Here is a 26,426-nt window from a genome sequence, read left to right as displayed (position 1 = left end):
GATCGTCAGCCTGCCGCGTGGAACCGGATTTCACCTTTGTTGAGGAAGCAGGTCTTGTTGAACAGCGACAGGTCCAGAGGGTTCGGTAACCGCACATCGCCGATATCGGGAACCGATTTCTTCGCTGGATCGTATGACCGATCGATCTGCGAGATGAAGACGAGGATCAATCCCCTGTCGCTGGCAAACGCCTTCAGCGTGCGAACCTGCGCCATCAGCTCCGGATTTTGCCGCTTCTGGTCGAGCAGTTGCAGATAGTCGATCACCACCAGCGTGCCGCGCGGCGCCGAACCCAATGCCTTGACGATGTAGTCGGCGCTGATCGCGTCGGAATTGTCGAACACGAACCGGTCGTTGAACTGCACAGGGTCCGCCCCGATGGCGCGAAACCGGTCGAGCACATCCCGCTGCGTATATTCCAATGTGAAGAACACGCCCCGACTGCCGGACTTCATGGCTTCGATTGCCAGTTCGAGGCTCATCAACGTCTTGCCGTGGCCGGGTCGTGCACCCACCAGAACGAGATCGCCGGGCACCAGCTGCGCAAACAGTAGACCGGCAGGTGCCGCCTCGGCTGCCTTGGCCGCGAGCAGGCTCCAGCTGGTGAAACCTTCCTGCGCTGCAACACGATCAAGCGCTTCGTGGAGCGCAATCTTGGCCTCGCGGGACAACAGCCTGGCTTGACGCTTCAGATGGTAAACGGGCGCGGACAGCTTCATTGCAAAACCTCCTGGTGCGAGCCGTTTTCGCAACCCCTCCTAATGCCTGGCGCTCGACAGTCGGTTCAGTGATCGGATAGCCCTGCATGGATGATGCTTTCCCGGCGGAGGGAGGAGGCGTGGGCTGCGCCAGAATCAGATGATAGCTCAATCCGTGCGTATCGAAAATCGCGGACCTCCAGGGATCAGGGCTCCGAATTCGCGCTCTTCACGATAGGAATTTTTTCTTGACTTCCTGCCCTCACCTATGGTACATATTTGTCCATGGTGCTGATTTGCGCCAGTGGCCCGCCGCACAGGCGGGTTTTTCGTTTGATGCTCCGTCAGCCAAGACGCCGAGGGCTCCGAAGGAACCCGCCAACCCGAGTTCGTTGCCCTGCTTCAAGGATGCGAAGCCGTCCGCCGCGAGCCTGGAGCCAGCATGTCGGCGTAGGCTGTTTGCATGGATCGACCTGCTCTACGGATCTTCATGCGGGTACGCTAAACAAGATGTGTTTCGCCTGATCATGCGAGGCCATCTATGATCGATTCTCGCGGCAATGCCGCAAGGAATCGCCATTCGCTTCGACAGGAGAATTGATCCGGTGCGGTTGAGATCTGTTTCTCTGGGCGTCGTCGCCAGCTTTTTCGTCGCCGTCATCGCCGTGACGGTGTCGGCTCGATCCTTTGCCGCACCATCTGACGTGCCGGCCTGGCTGCAGGCTCATGTCGGCAACAGCGACGGCCAGATCTCACAAATTGTCCTCGAACGAGCCCGCGCGCTTTACCGGAAGAAGGTCGCGCAAGGTGCTGTCAAGAACCCCTGCTACTTCGCCATGGATGCGACGCGCCCCAGCGATCTGGGCAATGGCGTGCTTGGCCGCCGCTATTACGTCATCTGCGAGGCCAGCGAGTCCTTTCGCGCGATTTCGTCGGGCCATGGCAGCGGGCGGAATTTGAAGGGCGTCGTCGATTTTTCGAATGGCAAGCGGTGCGCTAGGAACTTCGGCAATGCGATGGATTCGTCGTTGACGGCCGGCGGCGCCTATATGACCCGCGAGGCAAAAACCTCGTTCAAGGGCTACTACCGCACCGCTGCGAAACAGGACGTGGTTTTCCAGCGCACCTTCATACAGTTCGACGGCGAAGGCGAAGCCGCGAACGCCAGGCAGAGGGTGATCGGCGGCCATGCGGCCCAGGTTCTGCGCGGCATGTGTCTGCGCAAAAACCCGAACAGCTCGCATGCCGACCATGACGGCTTCGTGCCGTTCGGCAAGCTGGTGGACTATGCCGGCGGCCGCAGCAATGGCTGCACCAGCTGGTCGCCGGCGGATGCGCAGCAGATCATCCCGATGGTCAAGGATAATCCGACGACGCTCTATATCTACCCGGAATCGCGCGACATCGCCGCGGTCGCGGCTAACCATTCGCAGCCGGGCGCCTACTGGAACGCGTCCTGCCTGAAGGAAATCGGCACACCGAAATTCTGGCCGCGAAAGACCCTTGAGCCGATCATCGCCCAATATAGGAAGGATCACCCGGCACCGCCGCCGCAGCCGCTGCCGATCTGCGAAGCGTCTTGAAGTCCGCATCGCACCGCCGCATCGATTAGGACCGTGCTGCTTTAGGTTCGGCGTGCGAACCCCATTGATCGGCAGCCCTTGCGACCCACCATCAATGATTCAATCCGCTCTCCAAGGTCAGCGCGCCGGTAGCTCCGGTGCCCCCTCTCTCTCCTCGATATCGCAACTCGAAACAGCTGTGTGCATAGGGGGATGGATCAAGACTGGCTGAATGCTCTGGCCGAGGAAAGATTTTCCGGCACCACGTTCAGCCGATTGTGTTGGTTGGAACCAACGGCCTGCTACCCAGTTAGAAAGCCAGCAAGTCTGGTAGCCTTGCCGCCATGTGAATCAAAACCGCCGAGGCAGTCTAAGGCCTAACAGGAATTGCGTCCTGGGAAGCCGGTGTGCCTGCCGCCACCGCAACCTGGGCTGCACAGTCGCTGACGACAGCCCTGCAGACACCGTCGCCGACAGCCAAACAACAGGAGGTATGCCGACATGAAAGCAGTCCGCATCCACGCTTTTGGCGGACCTGAGGTCCTTTCGATCGATCAAGTCCCCTTGCCTCGACCGCTTGACGACGAGGTCGTGCTCAGGGTTCGCGCCGCAAGCGTCAATCCGATCGACTACAAGACCCGCGAAGGGTCGGTGAGCGAGGCCCTGCCGGTCACGCTCGGACGCGACGTGTCCGGCACGGTGGAAATCTGCGGTACGCGGGCGCATACGTTGAAGAAGGGCGACCCGTTATTTGCCATGCTTGGTCATGACCGGGGCGGCAATGCCGAATATGTCGTGGTCAAGGCGACGGAGGCGGCTGCGAAACCGGATCGGCTAAGCCATGTCGAAGCCGCCGCGGTGCCGCTTGCCGGCATCACTGCATGGCAGGGCCTTTTCGACCATGGCCGCCTCAAATCCGGGCAACGGGTTCTCATCCATGGCGGCGCTGGCGGCGTCGGTCATCTGGCGATCCAGTTCGCCAAGGCCGCGGGCGCGTTCGTCGCGACAACCGTTTCCGCCGAGGACGTGGTTTTCGTCCGTGAGCTCGGCGCCGATCAGACGGTCGACTACAAGAATCAGCGTTTCGAAGAGGTCGTCGATGCGGTGGACCTGGTGGTCGACCTTGTCGCGGGCGACACGCAGGAGCGCTCCTGGGAGGTGCTCAAACCTGGCGGGACGCTCGTTTCCACTCTTTCCCAACCGTCGCAGGAAAAGGCAAACTTGCGCCGGGCGCGTGGCGTCTCCTATCTGGCCGAACCAAATGCGGCGCATCTTGCCGAGATCGGCCGCCTCATCGAGGCCGGTAAGGTCACCCCCTTCGTGCAAGCCACCTACCCTCTTGGAGAGGTCGCCAAGGCGGAAGAACGGCTGGAAAATGAGCATGTGCGTGGCAAGATCGTGCTTGAGGTTTCCGCCTAGCGAGTTGGTGCTTCAGCCGTCCCTCTCGAACGGGTCATCCGATCCGCGCGTCGCCGTCGCTGTCCGGCATGTTCGGAAACAGCACCTTCAGCTTGTGTTCCGCGCTTGCCCAACTGCCCGCAAGCGGTTGGCGGCATGATCCTGATGCTGCTCGGTCGCGACCTGCTTGGAGTCCAAACCGCGTTCTTTGGAATGCTGTGCCTTGTCGCGATTGGACAGAACCTTGTTTTCTTCGAGCTTGTCCTTTGGCGTTACCGTCATGGCGCCTGTCCCGGAACCCTTTCCCTGCAAACCTGCTCCGATGTGTTTCTTGCTCCCGCGTGCCATGGCTGCCTCCAATCTATGACAATGTTCCAGGATCGGTGCTCCTCTAGTCGTCAGGACGGTTTTTGTGATGGACGCTTTCCTGATTTTTGCCGCGAAGGATGTTGCGGTCGTCCGGATCGACGAGGTCCGGTGTGTCGGTTCTCATGTCCGATCCCTTGCGTAGCGCTTCGCGTTCCGCCGCTGATCGTTTCAGATCCGCCTCTGCATCGAAATCCTTGCCGGCGTTCTTTGTGTTTTCCCGCTCTTCAATGATGCGAATTTGTTGATCGTGGGTTTTGCGTCCAGTCATCGTTTCCTCCGGCGTGTTCGTGTTGGCGCTCGAAAGTCACCGGCCACCTCTACGGTTGGGTCACAGCGCTTGCCTGTCCGAGCCTGCCCTCGTGCTGATAATGGCAAGGTGGCGGGATCGTTCCGAAGGCATTGAACAAGCTTTTCGCCAGATGGCTCGGTTCGGCCTAGGCGCTTACGTTGACCGAGGCTGCCGCCCCGTCTTCTGAACCAGTACGTCCTTTGAACGTTTCGGCGACCGCCGGACTGGCGCCAGACGCCTTTCCGTCGCGCTCCGGCTCAGCGCAGGAAATCGACCACAGCCTGGATGAACTCTGCCGGATATTCGATGTTCGACAGATGGACCGCGGGCAGCACTACCAGCTTCGCGCCAGGCACCGCCGCGGCAATCATCTCGCCGTGGCTGGCTGCTGTCACCGTGTCGTGCCGACCGGCGATCACCAGCGTCGGCCGCGGTATCAGCGCTACGGTACGGCGAAGATCGGCGTCGCGAACCGCCGCGAACAGACCCGCCAGGCCCTGCCGGTCGATATCCAGCAGCATGGTGCGAAAGTCTTCGACCACGGGCTCGTTGGCGGCAACCATCGACGCGGGGAACCAGTTGCTCAGGAACGTCTCGGCGGTTTCCGACATGTCCGGCGCCTGTCGCACGGCGGCAATCCGCTGGTCGAAATAGCTTGCCGGCGAGAGATGAGACGAGGTGTTGCTCAGGATCAGCCGGTCGATCCGCTCGGGCGCGTGGATGCCGAGCCACTGCGCGACGAACCCGCCAAGCGACAGGCCAAGGAAATGTACGCGTTGCAGGTCGAGCGCATCGAGCAGCTCGATGACGTCGCGGCCAAGCCGGTCGAGCGAGTAAGCGCCGACCGGAACGCTCGATCCGCCATGGCCGCGAAAGTCGTAGCGCAGGACACGGAAATGCTTCGACAATTCGCCGATCTGCCTGTCCCACATGTGCAGCGTGGTGCCGATGGAATTCGACAGCACCAGCACCGGCCTGCTTGCCTCGCCGTCGAAGCGGTAGGCGATGCGCGTGCCGTCGCCCGTTGTGACGAAATTCAGCTTGTTCATGATGAAAATCCTTCTGGAACGTTTTGATAGGCAAACGTAGCCGAGGGATAATTTTGTTGATATTACAAAGATAGGACAGTCTTTGTAATGAAACCTGACATGGCCGAATTTACCCTCCACGACCTTCAATGCTTCGATGCGGTGGTTCGCACCGGAGGCTTTCAGCCTGCGGCGGCCGTGCTGCATCGCTCGCATCCGGCGGTGTTCGCCGCCGTCGCCAAGCTGGAGCGACAGCTCGACCTTAGCCTCCTGGACCGCAGCGGCTATCGCGTGCGTCCGACCGAGGCGGGGCTGTCGTTCCACCGCCGAGCGCTATCGCTGCTGCGCGAGCTGGACGGTTTGCGCGTCCATGCCGCCCAGTTGGCGATGGGTGAGGAAAGCGATATCCATGTGGTGATCGGCGACCTGTGCCCGCGCCCGCAGGTGCTGGGCATGCTCGGGCGGTTCTTCGCACGGTGCCCCGGCACCCGCCTGCATCTGCATTTCGAAGCGGTGGGCGGCCCATGGGAGCGTCTCTTCGACGACGAAGCCGATCTGATCCTGCACTGGGTCGACAAGGGCGATGCGCGGGTGGAATGGGTCGATTTGTGCAAGGTGTCCTTTGTTCCCGTGGTGGCGCCGGGCTTTCTGCCCGAGCGTATCGAGCAGCCGATCACCCTGGACCAGATGCAGGCACTCACCCAATGCGTCATGCGCGACAGCGCCCGCCATTCGCCACAACAAAACTATTCGCTGATCGAAGGCGCGCCGCAATGTCTCGTCGCCGACCAGGGCATGAAGAAGGAGATCATCCTGCAGGGCCTTGGCTGGGGCCACCTGCCCCGCTTCCTGATCGAGGAAGAGCTGCAGGACGGGCGCCTGCGCTCCATCACCGGCCGTCATCTGCCGGGCCGCACCGATGAACTGGTCGTGGCGCGGCGCCGCGACCGGCCGCATGGGCCGATCGCGAACCGGCTGTGGGATCATATCCAGCAGGAAGCGCCGGCATTGCGCCGTGCATTGGAGCCGAGGGGGCCCGCCGGACAGACACCCACCAACCAGTCGCGAAAGGCGCAAGTGAAAATCGGCCGTTAATGACCGGTGCAACGCCAGGACTTCTCGGGTCCCGTCCAGCGATCACTTCTTGACATACGCTCCAGGCTGGCGGCCGCTCTTCGGGGCCTTGGCGTCCTTTGAACGCTCCGCGATAGCGGGGCCGGCCCCGGACGTCTTTTCGGTTGCGGCGCTCGGCGTCGCTTGCCGCGGCGGGTTTTGTCCGTCCGACTGGCGGGTGCGGTCTTCCACTTCCCCCATCCGGCGGGTGAGCCCTATTCCGCCAGCAGGCTTCTTGTTGGCGGCCGCGTCCTGGGAGAATTCATCGGAAGCGTCGGCATTGGTCTTTGCCGGATATTTCGTCGCACCGGTTTCATAGCGGGTTTCGTTCTCAGTCATGGCATCTCTCCAGTTGCATGACGGATAAACATCTCGGCGCTATCCGGGTTCCAATTCCTGGACTTGGATTCCGGACGGACCTGGATTCGGAGAGCGCCCGGTCGGCCGCCCTACTGCAGCAGTCCCTTGACGATGCCACTCGCTTTGCCGAAATCCATCTGGCCGGCATATTTCTGCTTCAGCGCGGCGATCACCTTGCCCATGTCCTTCTGGCTGGCCGCACCGGTCGCGGCGATCGCCTCGCGCGCCGCCGCGGTTACCGCCGCATCGTCCAGTTGCGTCGGCAGGAAGGTGCGGATGATTTCCATCTCGCCGCGCTCCTGCGCGGCCAGTTCCGGCCGTTTGCCGTCGTCGAATGCCTTGGCGGATTCCTCGCGCTGCTTCACCATCTTGGCCAGGATCTGCAGGATCTCCTCGTCGCTGGCCGGCTCCTTGCCCGAACCGCGATTGGCGATGTCGCGGTCGTGAATGGCGGCCTGGATCAGCCGCAATGTCGGCAGCCGGTGCTTGTCCTGCGCCTTCATCGCGCTCTTCAGGGATTCGGCGATTTTGCCGCGCATGGTGCATTCTCCTTCGATCGGCGCGGACAATAGCGCCGGGGGCGAGCCAAGGCAAACCCTGATATGCCAGAGCAAGCCACTGATTTTGCTAGGCGAAATAAAACATGGCGGCATTTCGCATGATCATTGACCGCCCTGTCCCCTTCCCCTATGTACTGGGCCTTGCATGAACGGAAATTTGACTGCGTGGAAGCCGCGAAATCGCCGCTTCGCGCCGTTTGCCGCGCAGATGCCCGCCGGGCCGGTTGCAGCGCGCGGCCTGATAGGAGTGCCGCATGGCCGAGATGACCGCCGCCTCGACGCCCGCATGGGCCACTGAAAAGCCAACCGCCCTTCTGGTGCTGGCCGACGGCACCGTCATCGAAGGTCGCGGCCTCGGCGCCACCGGCTCCGCCGTCGCCGAAGTCTGCTTCAACACGGCGCTGACCGGCTACCAGGAAATCCTCACCGACCCGTCCTATGCCGGCCAGATCGTCACCTTCACCTTCCCGCATATCGGCAACATCGGCACCAATGACGAGGACATCGAGGATCTCAACCCGGTCGCCCGTGCCGGCGCCGTCGGCGCCGTGTTCAAGGCCGATGTCACCAACCCGTCCAACTACCGCGCCGGCACGGGTCTCGACCAATGGCTGAAGAAGCGCGGCATCGTCGCCCTGTCGGGCATCGACACTCGCGCGCTCACCGCGCTGATCCGTGAAAAGGGCATGCCCAACGCCGTCATCGCGCATGCGCCCGATGGCGTGTTCGACATCGACGATCTGAAGCGCCGCGCCGCCGCATGGTCGGGCCTGATCGGGCTTGACCTCGCCAAGGAAGTCACCTCGGGCCAGTCCTCGGTCTGGCGCGAGACGCCCTGGGTTTGGAACGAAGGCTTTGGCGAACAGGCTGAGCCCTCCATGCACGTCGTTGCCATCGACTACGGCGTCAAGCGCAACATATTGCGCCTGCTCGCGGGTCTCGGCGCCAAGGTCACCGTGGTGCCGGCCAAGACCGGCGCTGAAGAAATCCTCGCCATGCAGCCGGACGGCATTTTTCTCTCCAACGGCCCCGGCGACCCGGAAGCCACCGGTGACTATGCCGTACCGGTCATCCGGGACCTGTTGAAGACCGACATCCCGGTGTTCGGCATCTGCCTTGGCCACCAGATGCTGGCGCTGGCGCTGGGCGGCAAGACCGCCAAGATGCATCAGGGCCATCACGGCGCCAACCATCCGGTCAAGGACCACACCACCGGCAAGGTCGAGATCGTCTCGATGAACCATGGCTTTGCCGTCGATGCCGACTCGCTGCCATCAGGCGTCGAGGAAACCCATGTCTCGCTGTTCGACGGTTCGAACTGCGGCATCACGCTGACCGGCCGGCCGGTGTTCTCGGTCCAGCATCACCCCGAAGCCTCCCCCGGCCCGCAGGATTCGCACTATCTGTTCCGCCGCTTCGTCAATTTGATCCGCGAAAAGCGCGGCGAGGAATTGCTGGTCGAACGGGCCTGACGCGCTCCGTTGGCGCTACGGCTCATCTGCCTGCCGGCATCTTCTCCCCGGCAACGCCGGTGGCGACGTTCGTGCGCGCCACGGGCCTCGCCACCTTGGTGACAAAGACAATGACCGCCAGCGTCAAGAAGCACGCGCCGAGCAGATAGGGTGCGCCGCCGAAGGTCACCGGCGCGCTTGGCCCGGTGAACCAGGAAAAGATCGCCGTGTAGAGCAGCGGCGTGATGATCGAGGTGATCGAGAAGATCGAGGTCATCGCCCCCTGCAACTCGCCCTGCGCCGAAGGCGGCACCTTGGCGGCGGCGAGGCTCCTCAGCGGCGGGTCGGCCAGCGCTTCCAGGCAGCCGACGACGATCACCGCATAGACCATCCAGCCTTGCGACGCGAAGGCGTAGCCGAAGGCGCTGGCTGCCGTGAAGGTCAGGCCGATGACCGCCGTCTTCCATTCGCCAAGCCTCGGGATCACACGCGGCAGCACCGTCGCCATGACGATCGCGCCGCACAGGCCGAAGGCGCCGAGCGAGAAGCCGATCTGCTGCTCGCTCCAGCCATAGCGGTAGCTGGAGACGAATGACCACACCGCCGGATACATCATGTGCCCGAGCGTCATCAGGAAGAAGGTGAGCCCGATCCAGCCGATGCCTTGGTATTGGCGCATCTGCAGGAGCGTGCCGACAGGGTTGGCGCGTTTCCACTCGAAGCGGCGGCGATGCTTGTCATCGAGCGTTTCCGGCAGGAAAAACAGCGCGATGAGGAAGTTCACGAAGGCAAGTCCGGCGGCGAAATAGAACGGCACGCGCGGCCCGAACGTGCCGAGCAGCCCGCCCAGGACCGGCCCGATGACGAAGCCGACGCCAAATGCGATGCCGAGCAGGCCGAAATTCTTCGCCCGGTTGTCATCGTTCGAGATATCCGCGATGAAGGCTGACGTCGTCGAATAGCTGGCGCCCGAAATGCCGGCCAGCACGCGCCCGATGAACAGCATCGGGTAGGACCAGGCGACGGCGCAGATCAGATTGTCGATGGAGAAGGTCAGCACCGAGGCGAGCAGGATCGGCCGCCGTCCGAACCGGTCGCTCAAGCCACCCATGATCGGTGCGAAGACGAACTGCATCGCCGCATAGACGAAGAACAGCCAACCGCCTTCGATCGCCGCACCGCTGATACTGACCCCGGTCAATTCCCGGAGATAGGCCGGCAGCACCGGCATGATCATGCCGAAGCCGATAATGTCGAGCAGCAGCGTGGTGAAGACGAGCGCAAGGCCCCGTCTGGCGGTTTTGGGGTCGATCATGCTGGGTCAAGCTCCTCTGCTCGCCCTGGGGCGCAGGCGGACGCACCTTATAGGCGAGCCCGCAGCAAGGAACAATAAGGGAACAATCCCGATGCGTTCATCCTGACAGCCCCTGACGGCGGCTAGGCCGTCAGGTCAGTGCCCGGAAGCGGCTATCAAATCGGCCCACTCAGCGTGTTGCAATCCGACAGCTTGCCGCTCTTGTAGCCGCGCGCCAGCCAGGTCTGCCGCTGCTGCGAGGTGCCGTGGTTGAAGCTTTCCGGCACGACATAGCCTTGCGTCTTCTTCTGCAGCGTGTCGTCGCCGATCTGCTTGGCAGCATTCAGTGCGCTCTCGATATCGCCCTGCTCCAATATGCCTTTCTGCGCGGTGTAGTGCGCCCACACACCGGCGAAGCAGTCTGCCTGGAGTTCGATGCGCACCGACATCTGGTTGGCCTCGGCCTCACCCATGCTTTGCCGCATCTGGTTGAACTTGGACATGATGCCGGTCAGGTTCTGCACATGGTGGCCAACCTCATGCGCGATCACATAGGCCCGCGCGAATTCGCCCGAAGCGCCGAACTGCTGATCGAGCTGCTGGAAGAAGGTCATGTCGAGATAGACCTTGTGGTCGCCGGGACAATAGAACGGTCCGGCCGCCGCGGAGGCAAAGCCGCAGGCCGAACGGACCTGGCCGGAAAACAGCACCAGCTTCGGATCCTCGTAGGTCAGCCCCTGCGACTTGAAGATGCCGGTCCAAGTGTCCTCGGTCTCGGCCAGCACGGTCGCCACGAACTGCTTCATCTCGTCATTGGCCGGTGTGGCACCGTTGTCCTGGCCGCTGTTGTCGGTGATCTGGCCGCCGCCCGGCAGCAGGCCGCCGTCGCCGCCACCCAGGATCGTCGAAGGATCGAAGCCGAAATACCATCCGGCCAACACCACAAGGATGACGAGGAAGATGCTGCCGCCGCCACCGGTGCGGCCGCCGATCGGAATGCGGAACTGGCCACCGCCGCCGCCGAGTCCGCCACCGCCGCTGTCGCTGCGGTCGTCCTCGATATTGTCACTCTGACGACGGCCCTTCCAGAGCATGGCAACTCCTCGTGCAGCAACTTCCCCGTTGTTCCGGGCAACAAACAATTATCCCAATGGTTGCGCCAAGTCACAGCATTTTTCGATGGCCTTTTTGGCCACACGGTCGCCTTGCGGCCAAGTTCGTTGCGGCGAGCGGCTCGGCGTTGCAATCGTCCCCATGGCCGAGACTATCGAAGACCGTTAATGTCCGTTTCTCTGGGAAGCGAGGGGCGCTTGCGGACGATCGGCCAATTCCTGCTGTTGCTGACGGCATTGACTTGTTTCGGCATCGGGTCCGCCCGTGCCGCCACGCTCGATTCCAGCGTTGCCGTCACCGATCCCGCCACTTTGCAGGCATTGGAGCGCGGCGGACTGTCGATCAGCCGCTTGCTTGGACCTGCACTCGGCGTCACCCGCGAGGTCGACAATCGGGGCCTGTTTTCAGTGCCGGCTTTGGCCACCGTGCGCGACACGGTCAAGCAGCAGATCGCCGACGAAGCGAAGACCAGTCCGGACCCCTATGTCGCTGATATGGCGAAGTCGAAGGACACCAGCCAGAAATTCAACCCGAAATACATCGACGACGACGGCTCGACGCTCGACCTGACCGGCGTCGTCAACCGCATGGACCGCGGCTATCTCGGCCACACCGAATGCGGCGAGATCCGGCTGATCTACCGCTTCCACTATTCGATTGCTGAAAAGCCGGTGAAGGGAAAGGCTGGCCAGCGCATTTCCTCGCGGCTGCCGCTGACCATGAGCCTGGTGTTCAACGCCAAACCCAGGCAGGCGCAGGCCCGCGCCTCGAAGGACCTGCCAAGCGCCACCGACGTGTCCTGCGCCGAGGTTGCCCAGCGCTGGCTGGCAGCCGGAAAGAAAGACCTGCCACCCGACCAGCTTGCCGCCTGGCTGCGCTCCGACGAGGGGCCGCTCTCGGGCGCCATGCTCAATTCGTCGCAGATCATGCGGCTCGAACTCAACATGCAGGTGCTCAGGCTGTCGGCCTCGACGCGGCGCGATTTCGGCGGCCATGCCGAATATCTCCTGAAGATCTTCAAATGGGATCCGGCTGCGTCCAGCTTCTATGAAGCGAAGATGGAAAACCAGATCGACCGCGCCATCGTGCTGGCCGACAAGCCGTCCTTCGCCAAATGGCTGCTCACCGACCGCAACATCTACGACCTCGACCATGGCCGGCTGGTGATCGACGAAAAATTCCTGGCCAAAAGCGCCGTCTCCGTCGCACCCGGCGGCCTCAGCCGGTCGCAGAACAACATCGCCTACGGGCTGGTCGACGACGCCGACATCGACAAGGCGCTGAAGGACTATGTCGCCAAAGGCAACACGCTCTCGACCATCAAGTCGGTGGCCGGCTTCGACTTGCGGCTCAACGAGATGAGCTGCACCGGCTGCCACCAGACGCATGGCATTGCCGGCTTTCATTACACCGGCGCCGATCCGGCCAGCGAGCCGCGCCGCAACGCCGTCTTCGTGCCGGGCTCGGCCGTCTTCTTCGCCGACCTGCCGCGCCGCCGTGCCATCGTCGAGCAATTCGCCGCCGGCGGCCATCCGGATTTCGCCAGAGGCTTCGCCGCCCGTCCCGACGCCAGATACGCCGAGGCGCTGAAAGGCACCGACCTCTACAATGGCTGGGGCTCGATCTGCTATCGCGGCGATGATTTGAGCTTCAAGGACTGGAGCTGCGGTGCGGGCCTGCGCTGCGCCGGCGTCCATGAAAGCGCCATCCATCCGGGCTTCGGCACCTGCGTCAGCGAGGCCGGCACGGCGGTCGGCGACCCCGTCGAGTTCGGCGAGATCAAGATGTCGAGCTGGGGCAACGACCAGTATTGCCGCCTGTCGCCGGCCACCGCCAAGACCTGCGCCATCGATCCGGCGCGGGACAAGAAGCCGCTGGTCAAACTCGCCGGCTATGGCGCGGCGCGCCAGCGTTACGACAACCCCGAACAGAAGACCGGCGGTTTTCCCGGCGGCATGCTGCGCAAGGCGAGTTGCGACAAGCTTCCCGACGAAGCGACGTGCGGGCGCCTGGCCAAGACCGGCTTCAACGACTGCATCGCGTCGGGCAAGGACCACAAATTCTGCACGAAGGAATTCACCAAGACCGCCGGCCTGCGCGCCTGCGACAAGGCACATCCCTGCCGCGAGGACTATATCTGCACCGCAGGCTATGACGATCTGGCGCAAGCCAAGCCCGGCAAAGGCACCTGCATTCCGCCCTATTTCATCTTCCAGTTCCGCGTCGACGGCCATCCGCGCAGTTGGGTGCAGGATGTCCGTGAGTGAGAGAACGGTTTGCTGAAAGCGCCGCCACATGCCCCGGCAGACGGCTTTCGCTCAGAACCGCTGACGTCGGCCTGACAGAAGTCTAATCTTTCTGCTTGGCGCCGGCGCTCTTGCCGTCGGAACTTTTCGACCGTTCCTCGAAACGCGCCGCGCCCTTTTTCAGCGGATGGCCGGTCTCGGCCTCGGTCTTGCGCTCATCCCTTGCCGCCGCCTGCTTCAGTCCCTCGGCCGCCTGCTTGCCCTTGGTGGGCGGTGCCTGTTCAACGCCCATCGCTTCCTCCTTGCCGCGCGACTTGCGCGGATGCCAGAAGCAACGTGCGTAGCGTGCGGCGGTTCCGGCGGCTGGGGAAATCAGGCAATGCGGCTCAGCGCGCCGCCGTCATTGCTTTTCGGAAGGCTTCCAGCGTCTCGGCGCTGACATGGTGCTCGATGCCCTCGGCGTCGATGCGCGCTGTCTCCGCACTAACGCCGAGCGAGCGCAAGAAAGCTTCCACCGTTTGGTGGCGGATGCGGCTTTCCTCCGCGACTTTGCGCCCGGCTTCGGTCAGGAACACGCCGCGATAGGGCTTTCGCGACACCAGGCCGTCGGCGCACAACCTGGTCAGCATCTTGGCCACTGTCGGCTGGGCGACGCCAAGCCGTGCGGCGATGTCGACCTGGCGCGCTTCGTTGCCGTCTTCGATCAGGTCGGCGATCAGCTCGACATAATCCTCGACCAACGCACTGCGGCGCGCTTCGCGCTGCTGCCGGAAGCCCTCCGAATGAATTTCGGCGTCGAGCAGCGGCTCGCGGGGGACTGGTCTGTTCTTCAGCGCCAATACGCGCTCCTCTCAGGACTATTTGCCATCCATGCTTTCATAGCACGGGCTCTGATTCTTCAGGCCGTTTATTTGCATTCCGCGACAGGTGCAACCGGGGCTTCCGATTGCCGTTTCACCCGACGACCGCCAGCCGCATAAAAAGCAACGACAATGAACTATAGCATATTGCATAATGTTGAGCCATGGCATAGCTTAAGGCAACATTGTCCAGTCTCGCGGAAAGCCCTCCTTCATGTCTGAAGCCGAAGCCACAGCCTCCCGTTCCTCATGGCGGTTCGCCAGGCCCGACGAGGACGAGCAGCCCAGCCTGCGCGAAGTCAATTCCTCCATCGCCGTGCCGAACTCGGGCGTCTGGTTCCGTCGCCTGTTCGCCTTCATGGGTCCAGGTTACATGGTCTCGGTCGGCTATATGGACCCAGGCAACTGGGCGACGGACCTCGCCGGCGGCGCGCAGTTCGGCTACACGCTGCTGTTCATCATCATGCTGTCCAACCTGATGGCGATTCTTTTGCAGGCGCTGGCGGCACGGCTCGGCATCGCCACCGGCCGCGACCTCGCCCAGGCCTGCCGGGCGTACTATCCCCGGCCGGTCAACTTCGTGCTGTGGATCGCCTGCGAACTGGCCATCATCGCTTGCGATCTGGCCGAGGTCATCGGCACCGCTATCGCGCTGCAGCTCCTGTTTGGCATCCCGCTGATCGGCGGCGCCATGCTGACGGCGCTCGACGCCTTCCTCGTGCTGCTGCTGATGAACAAGGGTTTTCGCTATCTCGAAGCCTTCGTCATCGCGCTGCTGATCATCATCTTCAGCTGCTTTGCCATCCAGATCTTCGTCGCCGCCCCGCCGGCCGGCTCGATCCTGCACGCCATGTTCGTGCCGTCATCGCAGATCGTCACCAACCCGGCGATGCTCTACATCGCCATCGGCATCATCGGCGCCACCGTCATGCCGCACAATCTCTATCTGCACTCCTCGATCGTGCAGACCCGCGCCTATGAACGTACCGACAAGGGCAAGCGCGATGCCATCAAATGGGCAACGACGGACTCGACCATCGCCCTGATGCTGGCTTTATTCGTCAACGCCTCGATCCTGATCGTGTCCGCGGTCGCCTTCCACAACACCGGCCATCAGGATGTCGCAGAGATCGGCCAGGCCTTCGAGCTATTGTCGCCGCTGCTCGGCCTCAGCATCGCCTCGATCCTGTTCGCGGTGGCACTGCTGGCTTCCGGCCTGAACTCGACGGTGACCGCAACGCTTGCCGGCCAGATCGTCATGGAGGGCTTCCTGCGCCTGCGCATTCCCAACTGGGCGCGCCGGCTGCTGACGCGCGGCCTCGCCATCATCCCGGTGGTGGTCGTCACCGCGCTCTATGGCGAAAAGGGCACCGGCCAATTGCTGGTGTTCAGCCAGGTCATCCTGTCGATGCAGCTGCCCTTCGCGGTCGTCCCGCTGGTGCAGTTCGTCTCCGACAAGAAGAAGATGGGCAATCTCGCCATTCCGCGCGGCGTCGCAGCCCTTGCCTGGGTAGTCGCCGCGGTCATCCTGGGGCTCAATTTCAAGCTGCTCTACGACACCATGTTCGGGGTCGGTTGAACCCCGCCTCGCCGGGAAATCGGCTACCCTCCGGGGAGGCTAGTCTCGCGACAAATCGGCAATCCACGCTATGTTGTCCCGCAGCATGACCCGGATCGAAGACATCAGGAAATTCTATGCGCGGCTGATGGCCGCCAATGCCGGTTCGCCCGACCCACGCCTGGAGGCGGCTTTCGCCGAGGTTCCGCGCGAAGCGTTTCTCGGTCCGGGGCCGTGGACGGTCATCGCCGGGAACGGCAAGGTCACGACGCCGAGCGCCGACCCGGCTCATATCTATCAGAACGTTCTGGTGACGATCGACGACGACAAGGGCATCAACAATGGCGAGCCGTTCCTGCACGCCATGTGGATCGGAAAGCTTGCACCGAGGCCCGGTGAGGCGGTTTGTCATATCGGCGCCGGCACCGGCTACTACACCGCCGTGCTGGCCAGGCTGGTTTCGCCCGGCGGCACCGTCACCGCTTTCGAACTCGACGAGAAGCTCGCCGATCTCGCGCCACAAAATCTCGAAGCCTATGGCAATGCGACGGTGGTCCATGGCAATGCCGTGACGACGCCGTTGCCACCATCCGACATCATTTATGTCAATGCCGGGGTCGTAGCGCCCCCGGCCGGATGGCTGAAGGCGCTGCGGCCAGGCGGCCGCATGATCTTTCCCTGGCGGCCGGCCGAGCGCGTCCCGCTGGCGGTGATGGTGACCCGCACGCAAAAAGGCTTCACCTGCGATCCGTTCATGCGGTCGTGGTTCATTCCCTGTGTTGGCGCCTCGGTCGCGGACCCCGCGGCGATGATCCCCACCCGCGAGCAGGCCGCGCGCAGCCGTTCAATCTGGCTGGCGCAGGACAAGGCGCCGGACGACACCGCCACTGCCATATCAGGCGATGTCTGGTTCTCATCCGAAAATATTGAAGCCGGACCTCGCGAATGACGGCGGTTTGCCAAAATTTCTTATGTCCTGTCGGACCGTTGGCTCGCCGACCGTCCTTGGGCTGAAGTCCGGCCGCCGACGGCGTGGATCGAAGAACGGGAGCATTGGAATGAGAAAGATCATCGCTGCGACATTCATCAGCCTCGACGGCGTCATGCAGGCACCCGGCGGCCCGGAAGAGGATCCGGTCGGCGGCTTCAAGTTCGGCGGCTGGACCTTCCATTACTTCGACGAGGCGGGGGGCGCGGCGATGGATGAACTGTTCTCCAAGCCTTTCGCCCTGCTGCTCGGCCGCAGAACCTACGACATCTTCGCCGCCTACTGGCCGTATCACAAAGATCCAATCGCGGATGCCTTCAACCCCGCGACCAAATATGTGGCGACGCATCAGCCTGACACCCTCACCTGGCAGAACACGCAATCGCTCGGGCCTGATATCGTTGCGGAGTTGCGCCGTCTCAAGCAGGAGGATGGACCTGACCTGCTCATCCAGGGATCTGGCGATCTGATCCAGACCTTGCTCGCCAACGGGCTGATCGACGAGATCCGATTGATGATCTTCCCGCTGTTGCTGGGCAAGGGCAAGCGGCTGTTCGGCGACAGCGCGATGCCGGCCGCCTTCAAGCTTGTCAAGTCGCAGACTTCCAGCACCGGCGTCATCATGGCGACCTACGAACGCGCGGGCGAGGTCAAGGTCGGGTCGTTTGTCACGGGAGAGCCGTCGGAGGCCGAGCTCGAGCGGCGCAGGAATTGGAAGTAGAACTGCCGAAACATGGCGCCAAGTTGGAACACCCCTCATCCGACCGAGCTTCGCTCGGCCACCTTCTCCCACAAACAAGGGGAGAAGGCTGAGTCTGGGGCATGTAGCTCAGCCAATCTCCGGCGTCGATGACTGGCAGGGACATGCGCGCAATCTTGCCTTCTCCCCTTGCGGGAGAAGGTGGATCGGCGCGCAGCGCCGAGACGGTTGAGGGGTGCTCCAGCGAAGCGAGGCGTTCAAGCCGCCACCGGCCGTCGCGCCAACCCATCGCGGATATGGCGTGCGAATTCCTGCGCCGCCGGCCCTACCCCATGCCTCGGCAGATGCAGGTTGATGGCAAAATTCGGCAGCGGCGGCAGGCCGGACTCCGATGGCAATATGTCGAGATCGGCTGGCACCGTGGAGGCCAGCCAAGTGGTGACGGCAAGGTCCGACCGCACCGTCGCCGTCGTCGCGTCGATGTTGCCGTTCTCGAACACGGTGCGCCACTCCAGCCCATGCTCACCGAGCGCCGCCAGCACCGCCGGGCGGAAGGCGCAGGTATCGGCGACGATCGAGACCGGCAGCGGCCGCTTGGCGCGGGCAACGCCGCCTTTGGCACCGACCCAGACCAGCCGGTCGATGGCAAGGCATTCGCCCGCTGTCGGACCAACCCGCTCCTCGATCACCGCAAGGTCGATGGTCCCGGCCGCAAGGGCAGCCGTCAGTTCCGGCGACGAGCCGCAGACCAACGATATCTCGACTTGCGGATAGGTCTCGGCATAGGTCTTCAGCACCGGCGCCAGCAAGGTGCCGACAAGGTCGTAGGGCACGCCGAGCCGCACCTGCCCGGCCACCGGTGTTCCAGCCATCTCGACCCAGATCTCGTCATTCAAGGCCAGCAACCGCTTGCCCCTGCCGAACAGCTGTTCACCGGCGCGCGTCAGCCGCAAGCCGCGCCGGTCGCGCTCAAAGAGGCTTGAGCCAAACGCCTCCTCCAGCCGCTTGACCTGCTGGCTGACAGCACCCTGCGTCAGGTGCAGCGCATTGGCCGCCGCCGTCATGCTGGCCTTGTCGGCGACGGTGATGAAGGTGCGGATCAGCGTCATGTCGAGATTTCGGATCATGACCGGCATTATCTATCCTAATGCTGACTATAGCAAACATTGCATTTACTGAAGTTCGCGCTCGGCTACGATCGCAGCCCTCTCACAGAGGATGCCGCATGCTCGACTCCATTCTCCCGCTCATCCTGTTTGCCATCGTCGCCACCACCACGCCCGGCATCGCCACGACCCTGTCGACGGCATCGGGCGCGCAGTTCGGCTTTCGCCGTTCCGTGCCTTTGCTGGTCGGCAGCGCCGCCGGCCTCGCCACGGTGACGGGCGCCGCCGCTGCCGGGCTCGCCGGCCTGCTGCTCGCCGTGCCTTCGCTGCAACTGGCCATGAAGGTCATCGGCTCGCTCTATCTCGTCTGGCTGGCGATCAAGATCGGCCGCAGCGGACCGCCCAATCTGGATGTAACCATGGCCAGGCCGAACAGCTTTCTCGGCGGCGCCGGCATTCAATGGATGAACCCGAAAGGCTGGGCGATGGGACTGGGCGCCGCGGCGTCGTTCGCGGCATTGGCCAGCGGGCCGATGCAGCTCGCGCTGCTGCTCGGCGCCACTTTCGGCCTCGCGGCCGCCGCCTCGCTTTCACTGTGGTGCGTGGCCGGCATGGTGCTGGCGCGGCTGCTCAAGACCGAGCGGCAATGGCGCGCGCTCAACATCGTCCTGGCACTGGTGCTGGCCGCCTCGATCATTCCGATGTGGCGGCCGGTGTAGGGGCCGCGGCGGCCTTGCAGAACCTGGGGGCTTGCCCCCGACAAAGCGCTTATGCTGTGCTGGTCGATCCCCACTCCGTCTCGGCTTCGCCGAGCCACCTCTCCCCCGATCGACGGGGTAGAGGAAAGGCGCCAGGCTTCTTGCCGTCAACGCTCGTCCAGCAAAGCTCCCTTCCTTTCCCTCCGGAGGGGGAAAGGTGGCGCTGCGAAGCAGCGACGGATTGGGGGAACCACGTGGCAATCAAGCCTCACACCGATCAGTCACGCCAGTCACAGAAGATATGTGCATAGCGTAGCGACAGAGCGGGGGACAGAGGTGGCCCTCAAGCCGCGTAACGCGCCGCCGGCTTATCGGCGTGCAGGCTGCCGTAGAAGGTCTGCCGGGCACCGAGGAAAATGTCCAGCTTGGCAGGCTCGGCGAGCGCCGGCACGGTGACCGCCTCCCCCCTGGCAAGGCCGACAAGGGCTGCATCGACCATATTGTCGGCCGTCATGATGATTTCCTTCGGAAGAGTATCGATGTCGCCGCCGGAAAGCTCCCAGAAATCGGTCCGGGTCGCGCCCGGCAGAACGACCTGTACCTTCACGCCCGTGCCGGCGACTTCGCGCTGCAGCGCTTCGGAGAAGTTGACGACATAGGCCTTGGTGCCACTGTAGATGCCGCCGAACGAGGTGTCGAAGGCAAGCACGGAGGCGATGTTGACGATCGCGCCGCGGTTGCGTGCCAAAAACCAGGGCAGCACGGCACGGGTCAGCCGCGTCAGGGCGATGACATTGACCTTGATCATGCGTTCGGCAGCGTCCGCATCGGCGGTTGCCACCACCGACTGGCCGCCAAGGCCGGCATTGTTGACCAGCAGCGTCACGCTGTCGTCGCTGGCGATCGCCTGCTCGACGCGGCGGACGTCGTCGTCGTTGGAGAGGTCGGCGCTGATGACGCTGACCTTGCGGCTATAGATCTGGCGCAGCTTCCCGGCCAGTTCCTCCAGCCGGTCGGCGCGCCGCGCCACCAGCACCAGATCGTAGCCCTGCCCCGCCAGCCGGTCGGCATAGACCGCGCCGATGCCCGACGAAGCACCGGTGACGACCGCCGTTCCCTTGTTGCCCTGTCCACTCATTGTCCTGTTCCTTCTTCGACTGATCTGGTTCGTTTCGGCCGACCCGGCGCCGTGGCATCTGCCGCACTGCCGGAAAGCCGCTTGATTTGATTTAGTGGTATATGCCACTAATCGTGAAGTAGGCATATGCCACTATCTTGTCAATGAGACGGGCGGGGATTATTTGAGGGGAGCAGCCGGGCCTCATTCCCCGGCGCCAGGGACCATCATGTCAAAGGACAGCCTGCCCGGCCTCACGCTCTGCAATAACGCCGCGCTGCGCCGCGCGGCGCGCAAGCTCGGCAAGTTTTATGATGATGTGGTGGAGCCGTCAGGCCTCAAGGCGACGCAGCAGGGCCTGCTTTACCAGATCCATATGGGCGATGAGCCGGCGATGGGCGCGATCGCCACGTCGCTGATCATGGACCTGTCGGCGCTCGGCCATACGCTGAAACCGCTGATCCGCGACGGCTATGTCGAGACCTTCGCCGACCCGGAGGACCGCCGCGTCAAGCGTGTACGACTGACGCCAAAGGGCCTGGACAAGATCGAGGAAGCGATGAAACTGTGGCAAATCGCCCAGCAGCGTTTCGAGGATGTCGTCGGCAAGGACAAGGCCGAAGATTTGCGCGCGGCTCTGGATGAGATCGCCGCGCTGGATTTCGATCTGCCGCCGGCCACACCCTAAGGCGTTAGGCCAGCGTTGCCAAAAGACTCTACTCGGCAGGCATCTCTACAGGCCGAGCCGCCCAGCGACCGGCCACCACGATGCCAAGCCCGATGATCGGGAAGATCGCGGCGACCAGGCCGAGATCGGCCGGCGCGCCGTAACGCAGCACGGCACCACCGACCATGGCACCCAACGCCACGCCGAGATAGAGCGCCGAGGCGTTGAGCGACAGCACGATCGGGGCGGCATCGGGCGCCAGCTTGATGATGCGGCTGGCCTGCGCCGGCGGGAACGCCCAACCGACGATGCCCCACGGCACCATCATCGCCATCAGCGCCGGCCCGGCAATATGGTGCGGCAGGAAGGTCGGGATGACTGACAACAGGACCAGCATGCCGGCACTCAGCGCCAGCGACCAGCCGACGGTGTGGGTCGCGCCGAACCGGTCGGCGGCCTGGCCGCCGCCAATGTTGCCGATGACGGCACCGACGCCGAAGGCGAGCAGCATGCCGGGCAGCGCGATCTGGCTGAGACCGCCGCCCTCGATGGCAAGCGGCGCGACATAGGCAAAGACGGTGAAGGCGCCGATCAGCGCCAGCACTGTCGTCAACAGGATCGGCATCACGCCGGGACGCAGCGCTGCCGCCAGCCTGCGCTTCAAGGGCAGCCTGGTGCCAACGATGCCCCGCGGCAGCCGGTACCACAGGATCGCACCCGCAAGCGCGCCAAGGCCGGCGATGGCAAAGAAGGTGCCGCGCCAGCCGGCAACGGTGGCAACGAGCGCGCCCAGTGGCGCACCGAGCGCAACGGCCACAGTGGTGCCGCCGACGACGACGGCGATGGCACGCGCCCGGTGATGATCATCGACCAGCGCCACCGCGGTGCCTTGCGCGGTTGCGGCGAACAGGCCCGACGACAGCGCCATGACGATGCGCGCGATCAGCAGCAGTTCGAAGGAGGAACTCAAGGCAGCGGCGATGTTGCCGATGACGAAGAACACCAGCGTCCACAGGATGACGCGGCGCCGGTCCCACTCGCCGGTCAGCGTCGCCAGGATCGGCGTGCCGATCGCATAGGCGAGCGCAAAGGCGGTGATCAGCGTGCCGGCCAGCGGAATGGAGATGCCGGCATCCGCCGCGATGTCGGGCAGAAGGCTGGAGATGACGAAGCCTTCGGTCGAGATCGTGAACGATCCGAGCGCGAGCCAGAAAAGGCGCTTGTCCATGGCGGGATGTCCTTAGTTCAAAAGTTATTGAACAATTGGACATAGTAGGGCATCATGTCAATGAAGCCAGGGAAAAATAGCTGAACCTTCCTGACAGCCCTGTGTCAGCACAGGTCGGGCGGGGTCGGCGCGAAGACGGAGAAAGGCCGCGTGCGGGCCAACAATGATGGATGCGTTGAAATCGGAGCCGACTGTGCTTAGTTTCGAGCCATGACCTTGCCACACCCCAATACGGACCAGATCAGCCTGCCGATCGTGCTTGGTGTGCTCGGCGACCCGACCCGGCTCGCCATCGTGCGCTATCTCGCCAGCAAGCAAGGCGTGCCGCTGAACTGCAGCCAGTTCCTCGATTTCGGCTCGAAGACCAATCTGAGCTACCATCTCGCCAAACTGCGCGAGGCCGGCGTCACCCGCGCCGAGGTGGTCGGCACCAACCGCATGATCACGCTGCGCCGCGCAGATCTCGACGCCCGCTTCCCCGGCCTGCTCGACAGCGTCATCGCCGCCGCCGGCGACGATCCGGCACTGCCGGCGGTCGGCGGCCACGACATCGAAATCCACGCCTGAACGCCGAAGAATTTGGGTTCCTCCGCCCCCGCAAAGCGGGGGAGAGGTGGCCGCGAAGCGGTCGGAGAGGTGGCTTCGTAGGGCGAATGCTCTCTGGAAACCTGGGCACCGTCGCGCCAACCCCCTCTCCGTCTCGGCTTCGCCGAGCCACCTCTCCTCCACTTTTCGTGGGGCGAGGAACCTAGGTCCTGCTAGCGTCGCCATTCCGGCCTGACATTCATTAACCCACGGAGCCTCCCCTATGCGCATCGCCGTCCTCGCCGATATCCACGGCAATGTGCTGGCACTGGACGCCGTGCTTGACGACCTGCGCCGGCGCGGCGGCGCCGACCTGACCGTTAATCTCGGTGACAGCGTTTCCGGCCCGCTGTGGCCGCGCGAGACGTTTGCGCGGTTGGAGGCGCTGAACCTGCCGACGGTGCGCGGCAACCACGACCGCCGTGTCGCCGCCGACCCCGCTGATGACACCATGTGGCCCTCCGACGTCTATGCGCAGGAGCGGCTGACCGAGGCACAGCGCCAGGTGCTTTTCGCCCAGCCGCTGACGCTGGAGATCGCACCCGGAATCATCGCTTTCCACGCCCGTCCCGACCATGACGAGAAATATCTCACTGACACGATCGTCAATGGCCAGCTGGTGCGCGCGCCGCTGACGGCGATCCGGCGGCGGCTGAAGGCGCTCGAGCCGGCTTGCCGCATCGCGCTGTGCGGCCACAGCCACCGCGCGGAACTGATCCGCGTCCCCGATGGTCCCGTCATCTTCAATCCGGGCAGCATCGGGTGCCCTGCCTATGACGATTCGACGCCGCCGGCGCATGTCTCCGAGCAGGGCTCGCCGCATGCGCGCTATGGAATCGTCACCTTGGGCGGCAACGGCCAGCCCGACCGCTTCGAGGCCATCGCCGTCGACTACGACCACGAGGCGGCCGCCAGGCAGGCCGAACAGGCGGGCCGGCCGGAATGGGCTTACGCGCTGAGAACCGGGTTCATGCCCCTGCCCGGCTGAACGCTGGCGAAACGGCGGCCCGAATTTTCGGGCTTACATGGCGCCGCGTCGTCCCTTATAAAACCGGCCGGGCTTGCGGCGGGCTCGATCCGCCGGCACGGTATCAGCGCACGGCCAAACGATGAGGCGCACAGTTACGCTCCGAACAACCCTCCATGCGCTGATTGCGGCTACGCTGTTGATGACGGCGTGGCCGGTGGTTGCTCCCGCTATGGCTGAAGAGATGGCCCAAGAGACGCCGGAACTCGTCATCTCCGTCGTCACCGGCCTGGCGCCGGACGACCTTCTCAAGGTGCGCACCACCGCATCGCCGGTCGCCACGGTCGAGGCGCGGCTGAGCAGCGGCGACATGGTCACCAATCTCGGCTGCAACGACATCAACGGCTACAAATGGTGCAAGATCGAGAGCACGGGCAAGGAGAAGCTGAGCGGCTGGGCGCCGGCGCGCTATCTCATCCCCCTCAATCCGGCCCCCTATGTCGAAGGCGAGACAAGACCGGCCGATGCGCCGGTGGTTGCCTCCACCGGCAGCGCCAATGAGGCCGGGCAGGCCTCGGCGCCGGATCAATCGCAGGCCATCGGCTCGGCCAACAGCCCGCCGGTCCCCCCGCCCGACCTGACAGCGCGGCTTGGCGGCGCCGGTCCGGCGGCCGAAAGCACGCCGAAATCGGCCGCGGAAATCGGCCACGCCGCAATGCAGGATGCGTACCTACTGGCGCTGGCGGCGCCTGACGTCCCGCTTGATTCCGCTCCGATGCTGGCTTCTGCCCCCGAGATTCCCTGCGCCCGCTATGTCGGCCAGCCAATGGAGCGCTGCAAGGTCAGCGTGGTGCACACCGCCGACAAGGCGAACATCACTGTGACCTGGCCCGACGGCGGCACGCGCATCATCTCCTTCCGTGCCGGGCAGCCGGCCGGTTCCGACGCGCCCGGCGACTTCCGCTTCACCCGCGAGGGCAGCCTCAACATGATCCGCATCGGCGAGGCCGAGCGTTTTGAAATCACTGACTCTCTGGCGCTTGGGAATTAGCTGGACTATCGGACGCCAGCGGGACAACGCCCCCCTGTCCTGCCAGACATCTCCCCCACATGGGGGAGATCGGCAATTCCGGCGCTGTTCCCTTCCTTCATCGTCGAAAATTGGCGAAAGAGGTCGCGACGTCCAATCTCCCCCCTCGTGGGGGAGATGTCCGGCAGGACAGAGGGGGGCGCGCCGGAACGAGGCGCTTCTCGGCTGGGGGGCCGCCCACAACAACCCTCATTTTCGGGGTTACATCCCGCAAAACTCTTCCCTATAAGGCCCTCCTAGCCTGATACCAGAATCGCGAGCACAACCGGCCGGGTCTTCCCGTCCCGGTTTTTTGTGCAAGCCGCCCGCCGAACGGACCTTTGACATGCCAAGACGCACTGACATCAAGTCGATCCTGATCATCGGGGCCGGCCCCATCGTCATCGGCCAGGCCTGCGAGTTCGACTATTCCGGCACGCAGGCCTGCAAGGCGCTGAAGGAGGAAGGCTTCCGCGTCATCCTGGTCAATTCCAACCCGGCCACCATCATGACCGACCCGGAACTGGCCGACGCCACGTACATCGAGCCGATCACGCCCGAAGTGGTCGCCAAGATCATCGCCAAGGAGCGGCCCGACGCGCTGCTGCCGACCATGGGCGGCCAGACCGCGCTCAACACCGCTCTTTCGCTGCGCCGGATGGGCGTGCTCGAACGCTACAATGTCGAGATGATCGGTGCCGATGCTACCGCCATCGACAAGGCCGAGGACCGCGCGCTGTTTCGCGAGGCGATGAAGAAGATCGGCCTGGAAACGCCGAAGTCGATGCTGGCCAACGCCACCGACGTCAAGAACACCGACCGCAAGACGCATGAGGCCGAACGCGCCGCCCTCAAGGCGGAGAAGCCGGCCGATCTCGACGCCGCGCTCGACGCGCTGGAAACCCGCTGGAACCTCGGCGAAGGCGACCGCAAGCAGCGCTACATCAGCCATGGCATGGCGATCGCCGCCCAGGCGCTCGACCATGTCGGCCTGCCCGCCATCATCCGCCCATCCTTCACCATGGGCGGCACCGGCGGCGGCATCGCCTACAACCGCGCCGAATTCTACGAGATCGTCCAGTCCGGCCTCGATGCCTCGCCGACCACCGAAGTGCTGATCGAGGAAAGCGTGCTCGGCTGGAAGGAGTATGAGATGGAGGTTGTCCGCGACAAGGCGGACAATTGCATCATCGTCTGCTCGATCGAGAACATCGACCCGATGGGCGTGCATACGGGCGACTCGATCACCGTCGCCCCGGCGCTGACGCTCACCGACAAAGAATACCAGATGATGCGCAACGCCTCGATCGCGGTGCTGCGCGAGATCGGCGTCGAGACCGGCGGCTCCAACGTCCAGTTCGCCGTCAACCCGGCCGATGGCCGCCTGGTGGTGATCGAGATG

General features: G+C 63.8%; 26 protein-coding genes and 1 pseudogene. 14 read left to right on the top strand and 13 right to left on the bottom strand.

Features of this window, described 5'->3' with window-relative positions; translation table 11 throughout:
* Nucleotides 1-5 precede the first annotated feature (5 nt).
* On the bottom strand, nt 6-719 hold the full coding sequence (locus EN943_RS03255) for a DNA helicase (RefSeq protein WP_127411477.1): 714 nt from the start codon (nt 717-719) through the stop codon (nt 6-8).
* Nucleotides 720-1,303: 584 nt separating this feature from the next.
* On the opposite strand from EN943_RS03255, the gene EN943_RS03250 reads away from it, so the two are divergent.
* The gene (locus tag EN943_RS03250) at nt 1,304-2,281 is read left to right on the top strand and encodes a hypothetical protein (RefSeq protein ID WP_127411476.1); all 978 of its coding nucleotides are present in this window, start codon (nt 1,304-1,306) and stop codon (nt 2,279-2,281) included.
* 480 nt (nt 2,282-2,761) lie between these two features.
* Entirely contained in the window at nt 2,762-3,679 is a 918-nt protein-coding gene (locus EN943_RS03245; RefSeq protein ID WP_127411475.1) for an NADP-dependent oxidoreductase, read from the top strand.
* An 87-nt stretch (nt 3,680-3,766) separates the two neighbouring features.
* Here EN943_RS03245 and EN943_RS03240 read toward each other — a convergent pair whose 3' ends face one another.
* From EN943_RS03240 to pcaD, 3 genes are all read right to left on the bottom strand, one after another.
* Nucleotides 3,767-4,006, bottom strand: a complete 240-nt coding sequence (locus tag EN943_RS03240; RefSeq protein WP_127411474.1) for a hypothetical protein — start codon at nt 4,004-4,006, stop codon at nt 3,767-3,769.
* A 43-nt stretch (nt 4,007-4,049) separates the two neighbouring features.
* Entirely contained in the window at nt 4,050-4,295 is a 246-nt protein-coding gene (locus EN943_RS03235; RefSeq protein WP_127256175.1) for a hypothetical protein, read from the bottom strand.
* A gap of 278 nt (nt 4,296-4,573) precedes the next feature.
* Nucleotides 4,574-5,365: a 3-oxoadipate enol-lactonase gene (pcaD, locus tag EN943_RS03230; RefSeq protein ID WP_127411473.1), complete on the bottom strand. Its 792-nt coding sequence runs from the start codon at nt 5,363-5,365 to the stop codon at nt 4,574-4,576.
* Between the two features lie 99 nt (nt 5,366-5,464).
* Between pcaD and EN943_RS03225 the strand changes: the two genes are divergently transcribed.
* On the top strand, nt 5,465-6,439 hold the full coding sequence (locus tag EN943_RS03225) for a LysR family transcriptional regulator (protein WP_127411472.1): 975 nt from the start codon (nt 5,465-5,467) through the stop codon (nt 6,437-6,439).
* A gap of 42 nt (nt 6,440-6,481) precedes the next feature.
* Here EN943_RS03225 and EN943_RS03220 read toward each other — a convergent pair whose 3' ends face one another.
* Together EN943_RS03220 and EN943_RS03215 are read right to left on the bottom strand one after the other, a co-directional pair.
* A complete protein-coding gene (locus EN943_RS03220) occupies nt 6,482-6,796 on the bottom strand; it encodes a hypothetical protein (protein ID WP_127411471.1) in 315 nt (104 codons plus the stop codon).
* Nucleotides 6,797-6,906: 110 nt separating this feature from the next.
* On the bottom strand, nt 6,907-7,356 hold the full coding sequence (locus tag EN943_RS03215; RefSeq protein ID WP_013530126.1) for a GatB/YqeY domain-containing protein: 450 nt from the start codon (nt 7,354-7,356) through the stop codon (nt 6,907-6,909).
* Between the two features lie 275 nt (nt 7,357-7,631).
* Between EN943_RS03215 and carA the strand changes: the two genes are divergently transcribed.
* Nucleotides 7,632-8,849 (top strand): glutamine-hydrolyzing carbamoyl-phosphate synthase small subunit, encoded by a 1,218-nt coding sequence (gene carA / locus EN943_RS03210; protein WP_127411470.1) that lies wholly within the window; start codon nt 7,632-7,634, stop codon nt 8,847-8,849.
* Between the two features lie 22 nt (nt 8,850-8,871).
* Here carA and EN943_RS03205 read toward each other — a convergent pair whose 3' ends face one another.
* Both EN943_RS03205 and EN943_RS03200 read right to left on the bottom strand, forming a co-directional pair.
* Nucleotides 8,872-10,143 carry a TCR/Tet family MFS transporter gene (locus tag EN943_RS03205; protein ID WP_127411469.1) on the bottom strand — a complete coding sequence of 424 codons (1,272 nt, stop codon included), beginning with the start codon at nt 10,141-10,143 and terminating at the stop codon, nt 8,872-8,874.
* A gap of 155 nt (nt 10,144-10,298) precedes the next feature.
* Nucleotides 10,299-11,216: a neutral zinc metallopeptidase gene (locus EN943_RS03200; protein ID WP_127411468.1), complete on the bottom strand. Its 918-nt coding sequence runs from the start codon at nt 11,214-11,216 to the stop codon at nt 10,299-10,301.
* A 186-nt stretch (nt 11,217-11,402) separates the two neighbouring features.
* On the opposite strand from EN943_RS03200, the gene EN943_RS03195 reads away from it, so the two are divergent.
* Nucleotides 11,403-13,502: a hypothetical protein gene (locus EN943_RS03195; protein ID WP_127411467.1), complete on the top strand. Its 2,100-nt coding sequence runs from the start codon at nt 11,403-11,405 to the stop codon at nt 13,500-13,502.
* A gap of 82 nt (nt 13,503-13,584) precedes the next feature.
* Here the strand turns inward: EN943_RS03195 and EN943_RS03190 are convergent, their stop codons facing one another.
* Nucleotides 13,585-13,773: a hypothetical protein gene (locus EN943_RS03190; protein WP_127411466.1), complete on the bottom strand. Its 189-nt coding sequence runs from the start codon at nt 13,771-13,773 to the stop codon at nt 13,585-13,587.
* Between the two features lie 94 nt (nt 13,774-13,867).
* Nucleotides 13,868-14,320: a manganese-binding transcriptional regulator MntR gene (gene mntR / locus EN943_RS03185; RefSeq protein WP_127411465.1), complete on the bottom strand. Its 453-nt coding sequence runs from the start codon at nt 14,318-14,320 to the stop codon at nt 13,868-13,870.
* 235 nt (nt 14,321-14,555) lie between these two features.
* Here mntR and EN943_RS03180 point away from each other — a divergent pair, with 235 nt between their 5' ends.
* From EN943_RS03180 to EN943_RS03170, 3 genes are all read left to right on the top strand, one after another.
* Nucleotides 14,556-15,920 carry an Nramp family divalent metal transporter gene (locus EN943_RS03180; protein ID WP_127411464.1) on the top strand — a complete coding sequence of 455 codons (1,365 nt, stop codon included), beginning with the start codon at nt 14,556-14,558 and terminating at the stop codon, nt 15,918-15,920.
* Between the two features lie 85 nt (nt 15,921-16,005).
* Nucleotides 16,006-16,848, top strand: a complete 843-nt coding sequence (locus EN943_RS03175; protein WP_164778056.1) for a protein-L-isoaspartate O-methyltransferase — start codon at nt 16,006-16,008, stop codon at nt 16,846-16,848.
* A 109-nt stretch (nt 16,849-16,957) separates the two neighbouring features.
* Entirely contained in the window at nt 16,958-17,608 is a 651-nt protein-coding gene (locus EN943_RS03170; RefSeq protein WP_127411462.1) for a dihydrofolate reductase family protein, read from the top strand.
* 236 nt (nt 17,609-17,844) lie between these two features.
* Here the strand turns inward: EN943_RS03170 and EN943_RS03160 are convergent, their stop codons facing one another.
* Nucleotides 17,845-18,714: a LysR substrate-binding domain-containing protein gene (locus tag EN943_RS03160; RefSeq protein WP_127411507.1), complete on the bottom strand. Its 870-nt coding sequence runs from the start codon at nt 18,712-18,714 to the stop codon at nt 17,845-17,847.
* A 98-nt stretch (nt 18,715-18,812) separates the two neighbouring features.
* Between EN943_RS03160 and EN943_RS03155 the strand changes: the two genes are divergently transcribed.
* On the top strand, nt 18,813-19,412 hold the full coding sequence (locus EN943_RS03155) for a LysE family translocator (RefSeq protein WP_127411460.1): 600 nt from the start codon (nt 18,813-18,815) through the stop codon (nt 19,410-19,412).
* 322 nt (nt 19,413-19,734) lie between these two features.
* On the opposite strand, the gene EN943_RS03150 is transcribed toward EN943_RS03155, so the two are convergent.
* Nucleotides 19,735-20,529, bottom strand: coding sequence for an SDR family oxidoreductase (locus EN943_RS03150; RefSeq protein WP_127411459.1), 795 nt, complete (start codon nt 20,527-20,529; stop codon nt 19,735-19,737).
* A 208-nt stretch (nt 20,530-20,737) separates the two neighbouring features.
* On the opposite strand from EN943_RS03150, the gene EN943_RS03145 reads away from it, so the two are divergent.
* Entirely contained in the window at nt 20,738-21,196 is a 459-nt protein-coding gene (locus EN943_RS03145) for a MarR family winged helix-turn-helix transcriptional regulator (RefSeq protein WP_024504123.1), read from the top strand.
* A gap of 28 nt (nt 21,197-21,224) precedes the next feature.
* Here the strand turns inward: EN943_RS03145 and EN943_RS03140 are convergent, their stop codons facing one another.
* Complete coding sequence (locus tag EN943_RS03140; RefSeq protein ID WP_127411458.1) at nt 21,225-22,403, bottom strand: MFS transporter; 1,179 nt, start codon at nt 22,401-22,403, stop codon at nt 21,225-21,227.
* 210 nt (nt 22,404-22,613) lie between these two features.
* On the opposite strand from EN943_RS03140, the gene EN943_RS03135 reads away from it, so the two are divergent.
* The 4 genes and pseudogenes from EN943_RS03135 to EN943_RS03120 form a co-directional block, all read left to right on the top strand.
* Complete coding sequence (locus EN943_RS03135) at nt 22,614-22,970, top strand: helix-turn-helix transcriptional regulator (protein WP_127260980.1); 357 nt, start codon at nt 22,614-22,616, stop codon at nt 22,968-22,970.
* A gap of 241 nt (nt 22,971-23,211) precedes the next feature.
* Nucleotides 23,212-23,976 (top strand): metallophosphoesterase family protein, encoded by a 765-nt coding sequence (locus EN943_RS03130; protein WP_127411457.1) that lies wholly within the window; start codon nt 23,212-23,214, stop codon nt 23,974-23,976.
* Between the two features lie 211 nt (nt 23,977-24,187).
* Complete coding sequence (locus tag EN943_RS03125; protein ID WP_348630097.1) at nt 24,188-25,006, top strand: SH3 domain-containing protein; 819 nt, start codon at nt 24,188-24,190, stop codon at nt 25,004-25,006.
* Nucleotides 25,007-25,370: 364 nt separating this feature from the next.
* Nucleotides 25,371-26,426, top strand: a pseudogene (locus tag EN943_RS03120) (carbamoyl phosphate synthase large subunit); the annotation flags it as partial.

The organism is Mesorhizobium sp. M7A.F.Ca.US.006.01.1.1, from assembly GCF_003997935.1.
Taxonomy (GTDB): domain Bacteria; phylum Pseudomonadota; class Alphaproteobacteria; order Rhizobiales; family Rhizobiaceae; genus Mesorhizobium.
This window is presented reverse-complemented; position numbering and strand designations above follow the sequence as displayed.

Coding starts and splice junctions, on each gene's coding strand:
- EN943_RS03255 (WP_127411477.1), bottom strand. CDS start 719: ATGAAGCTGTCCGCGCCCGTTTACCATCTGAAGCGTCAAGCCAGGCTG.
- EN943_RS03245 (WP_127411475.1), top strand. CDS start 2,762: ATGAAAGCAGTCCGCATCCACGCTTTTGGCGGACCTGAGGTCCTTTCG.
- EN943_RS03240 (WP_127411474.1), bottom strand. CDS start 4,006: ATGGCACGCGGGAGCAAGAAACACATCGGAGCAGGTTTGCAGGGAAAG.
- EN943_RS03235 (WP_127256175.1), bottom strand. CDS start 4,295: ATGACTGGACGCAAAACCCACGATCAACAAATTCGCATCATTGAAGAG.
- pcaD (WP_127411473.1), bottom strand. CDS start 5,365: ATGAACAAGCTGAATTTCGTCACAACGGGCGACGGCACGCGCATCGCC.
- EN943_RS03225 (WP_127411472.1), top strand. CDS start 5,465: ATGGCCGAATTTACCCTCCACGACCTTCAATGCTTCGATGCGGTGGTT.
- EN943_RS03220 (WP_127411471.1), bottom strand. CDS start 6,796: ATGACTGAGAACGAAACCCGCTATGAAACCGGTGCGACGAAATATCCG.
- EN943_RS03215 (WP_013530126.1), bottom strand. CDS start 7,356: ATGCGCGGCAAAATCGCCGAATCCCTGAAGAGCGCGATGAAGGCGCAG.
- carA (WP_127411470.1), top strand. CDS start 7,632: ATGGCCGAGATGACCGCCGCCTCGACGCCCGCATGGGCCACTGAAAAG.
- EN943_RS03205 (WP_127411469.1), bottom strand. CDS start 10,143: ATGATCGACCCCAAAACCGCCAGACGGGGCCTTGCGCTCGTCTTCACC.
- EN943_RS03200 (WP_127411468.1), bottom strand. CDS start 11,216: ATGCTCTGGAAGGGCCGTCGTCAGAGTGACAATATCGAGGACGACCGC.
- EN943_RS03195 (WP_127411467.1), top strand. CDS start 11,403: ATGTCCGTTTCTCTGGGAAGCGAGGGGCGCTTGCGGACGATCGGCCAA.
- EN943_RS03190 (WP_127411466.1), bottom strand. CDS start 13,773: ATGGGCGTTGAACAGGCACCGCCCACCAAGGGCAAGCAGGCGGCCGAG.
- EN943_RS03180 (WP_127411464.1), top strand. CDS start 14,556: ATGTCTGAAGCCGAAGCCACAGCCTCCCGTTCCTCATGGCGGTTCGCC.
- EN943_RS03175 (WP_164778056.1), top strand. CDS start 16,006: ATGACCCGGATCGAAGACATCAGGAAATTCTATGCGCGGCTGATGGCC.
- EN943_RS03170 (WP_127411462.1), top strand. CDS start 16,958: ATGAGAAAGATCATCGCTGCGACATTCATCAGCCTCGACGGCGTCATG.
- EN943_RS03160 (WP_127411507.1), bottom strand. CDS start 18,714: ATGATCCGAAATCTCGACATGACGCTGATCCGCACCTTCATCACCGTC.
- EN943_RS03155 (WP_127411460.1), top strand. CDS start 18,813: ATGCTCGACTCCATTCTCCCGCTCATCCTGTTTGCCATCGTCGCCACC.
- EN943_RS03150 (WP_127411459.1), bottom strand. CDS start 20,529: ATGAGTGGACAGGGCAACAAGGGAACGGCGGTCGTCACCGGTGCTTCG.
- EN943_RS03145 (WP_024504123.1), top strand. CDS start 20,738: ATGTCAAAGGACAGCCTGCCCGGCCTCACGCTCTGCAATAACGCCGCG.
- EN943_RS03140 (WP_127411458.1), bottom strand. CDS start 22,403: ATGGACAAGCGCCTTTTCTGGCTCGCGCTCGGATCGTTCACGATCTCG.
- EN943_RS03135 (WP_127260980.1), top strand. CDS start 22,614: ATGACCTTGCCACACCCCAATACGGACCAGATCAGCCTGCCGATCGTG.
- EN943_RS03130 (WP_127411457.1), top strand. CDS start 23,212: ATGCGCATCGCCGTCCTCGCCGATATCCACGGCAATGTGCTGGCACTG.
- EN943_RS03125 (WP_348630097.1), top strand. CDS start 24,188: ATGGCTGAAGAGATGGCCCAAGAGACGCCGGAACTCGTCATCTCCGTC.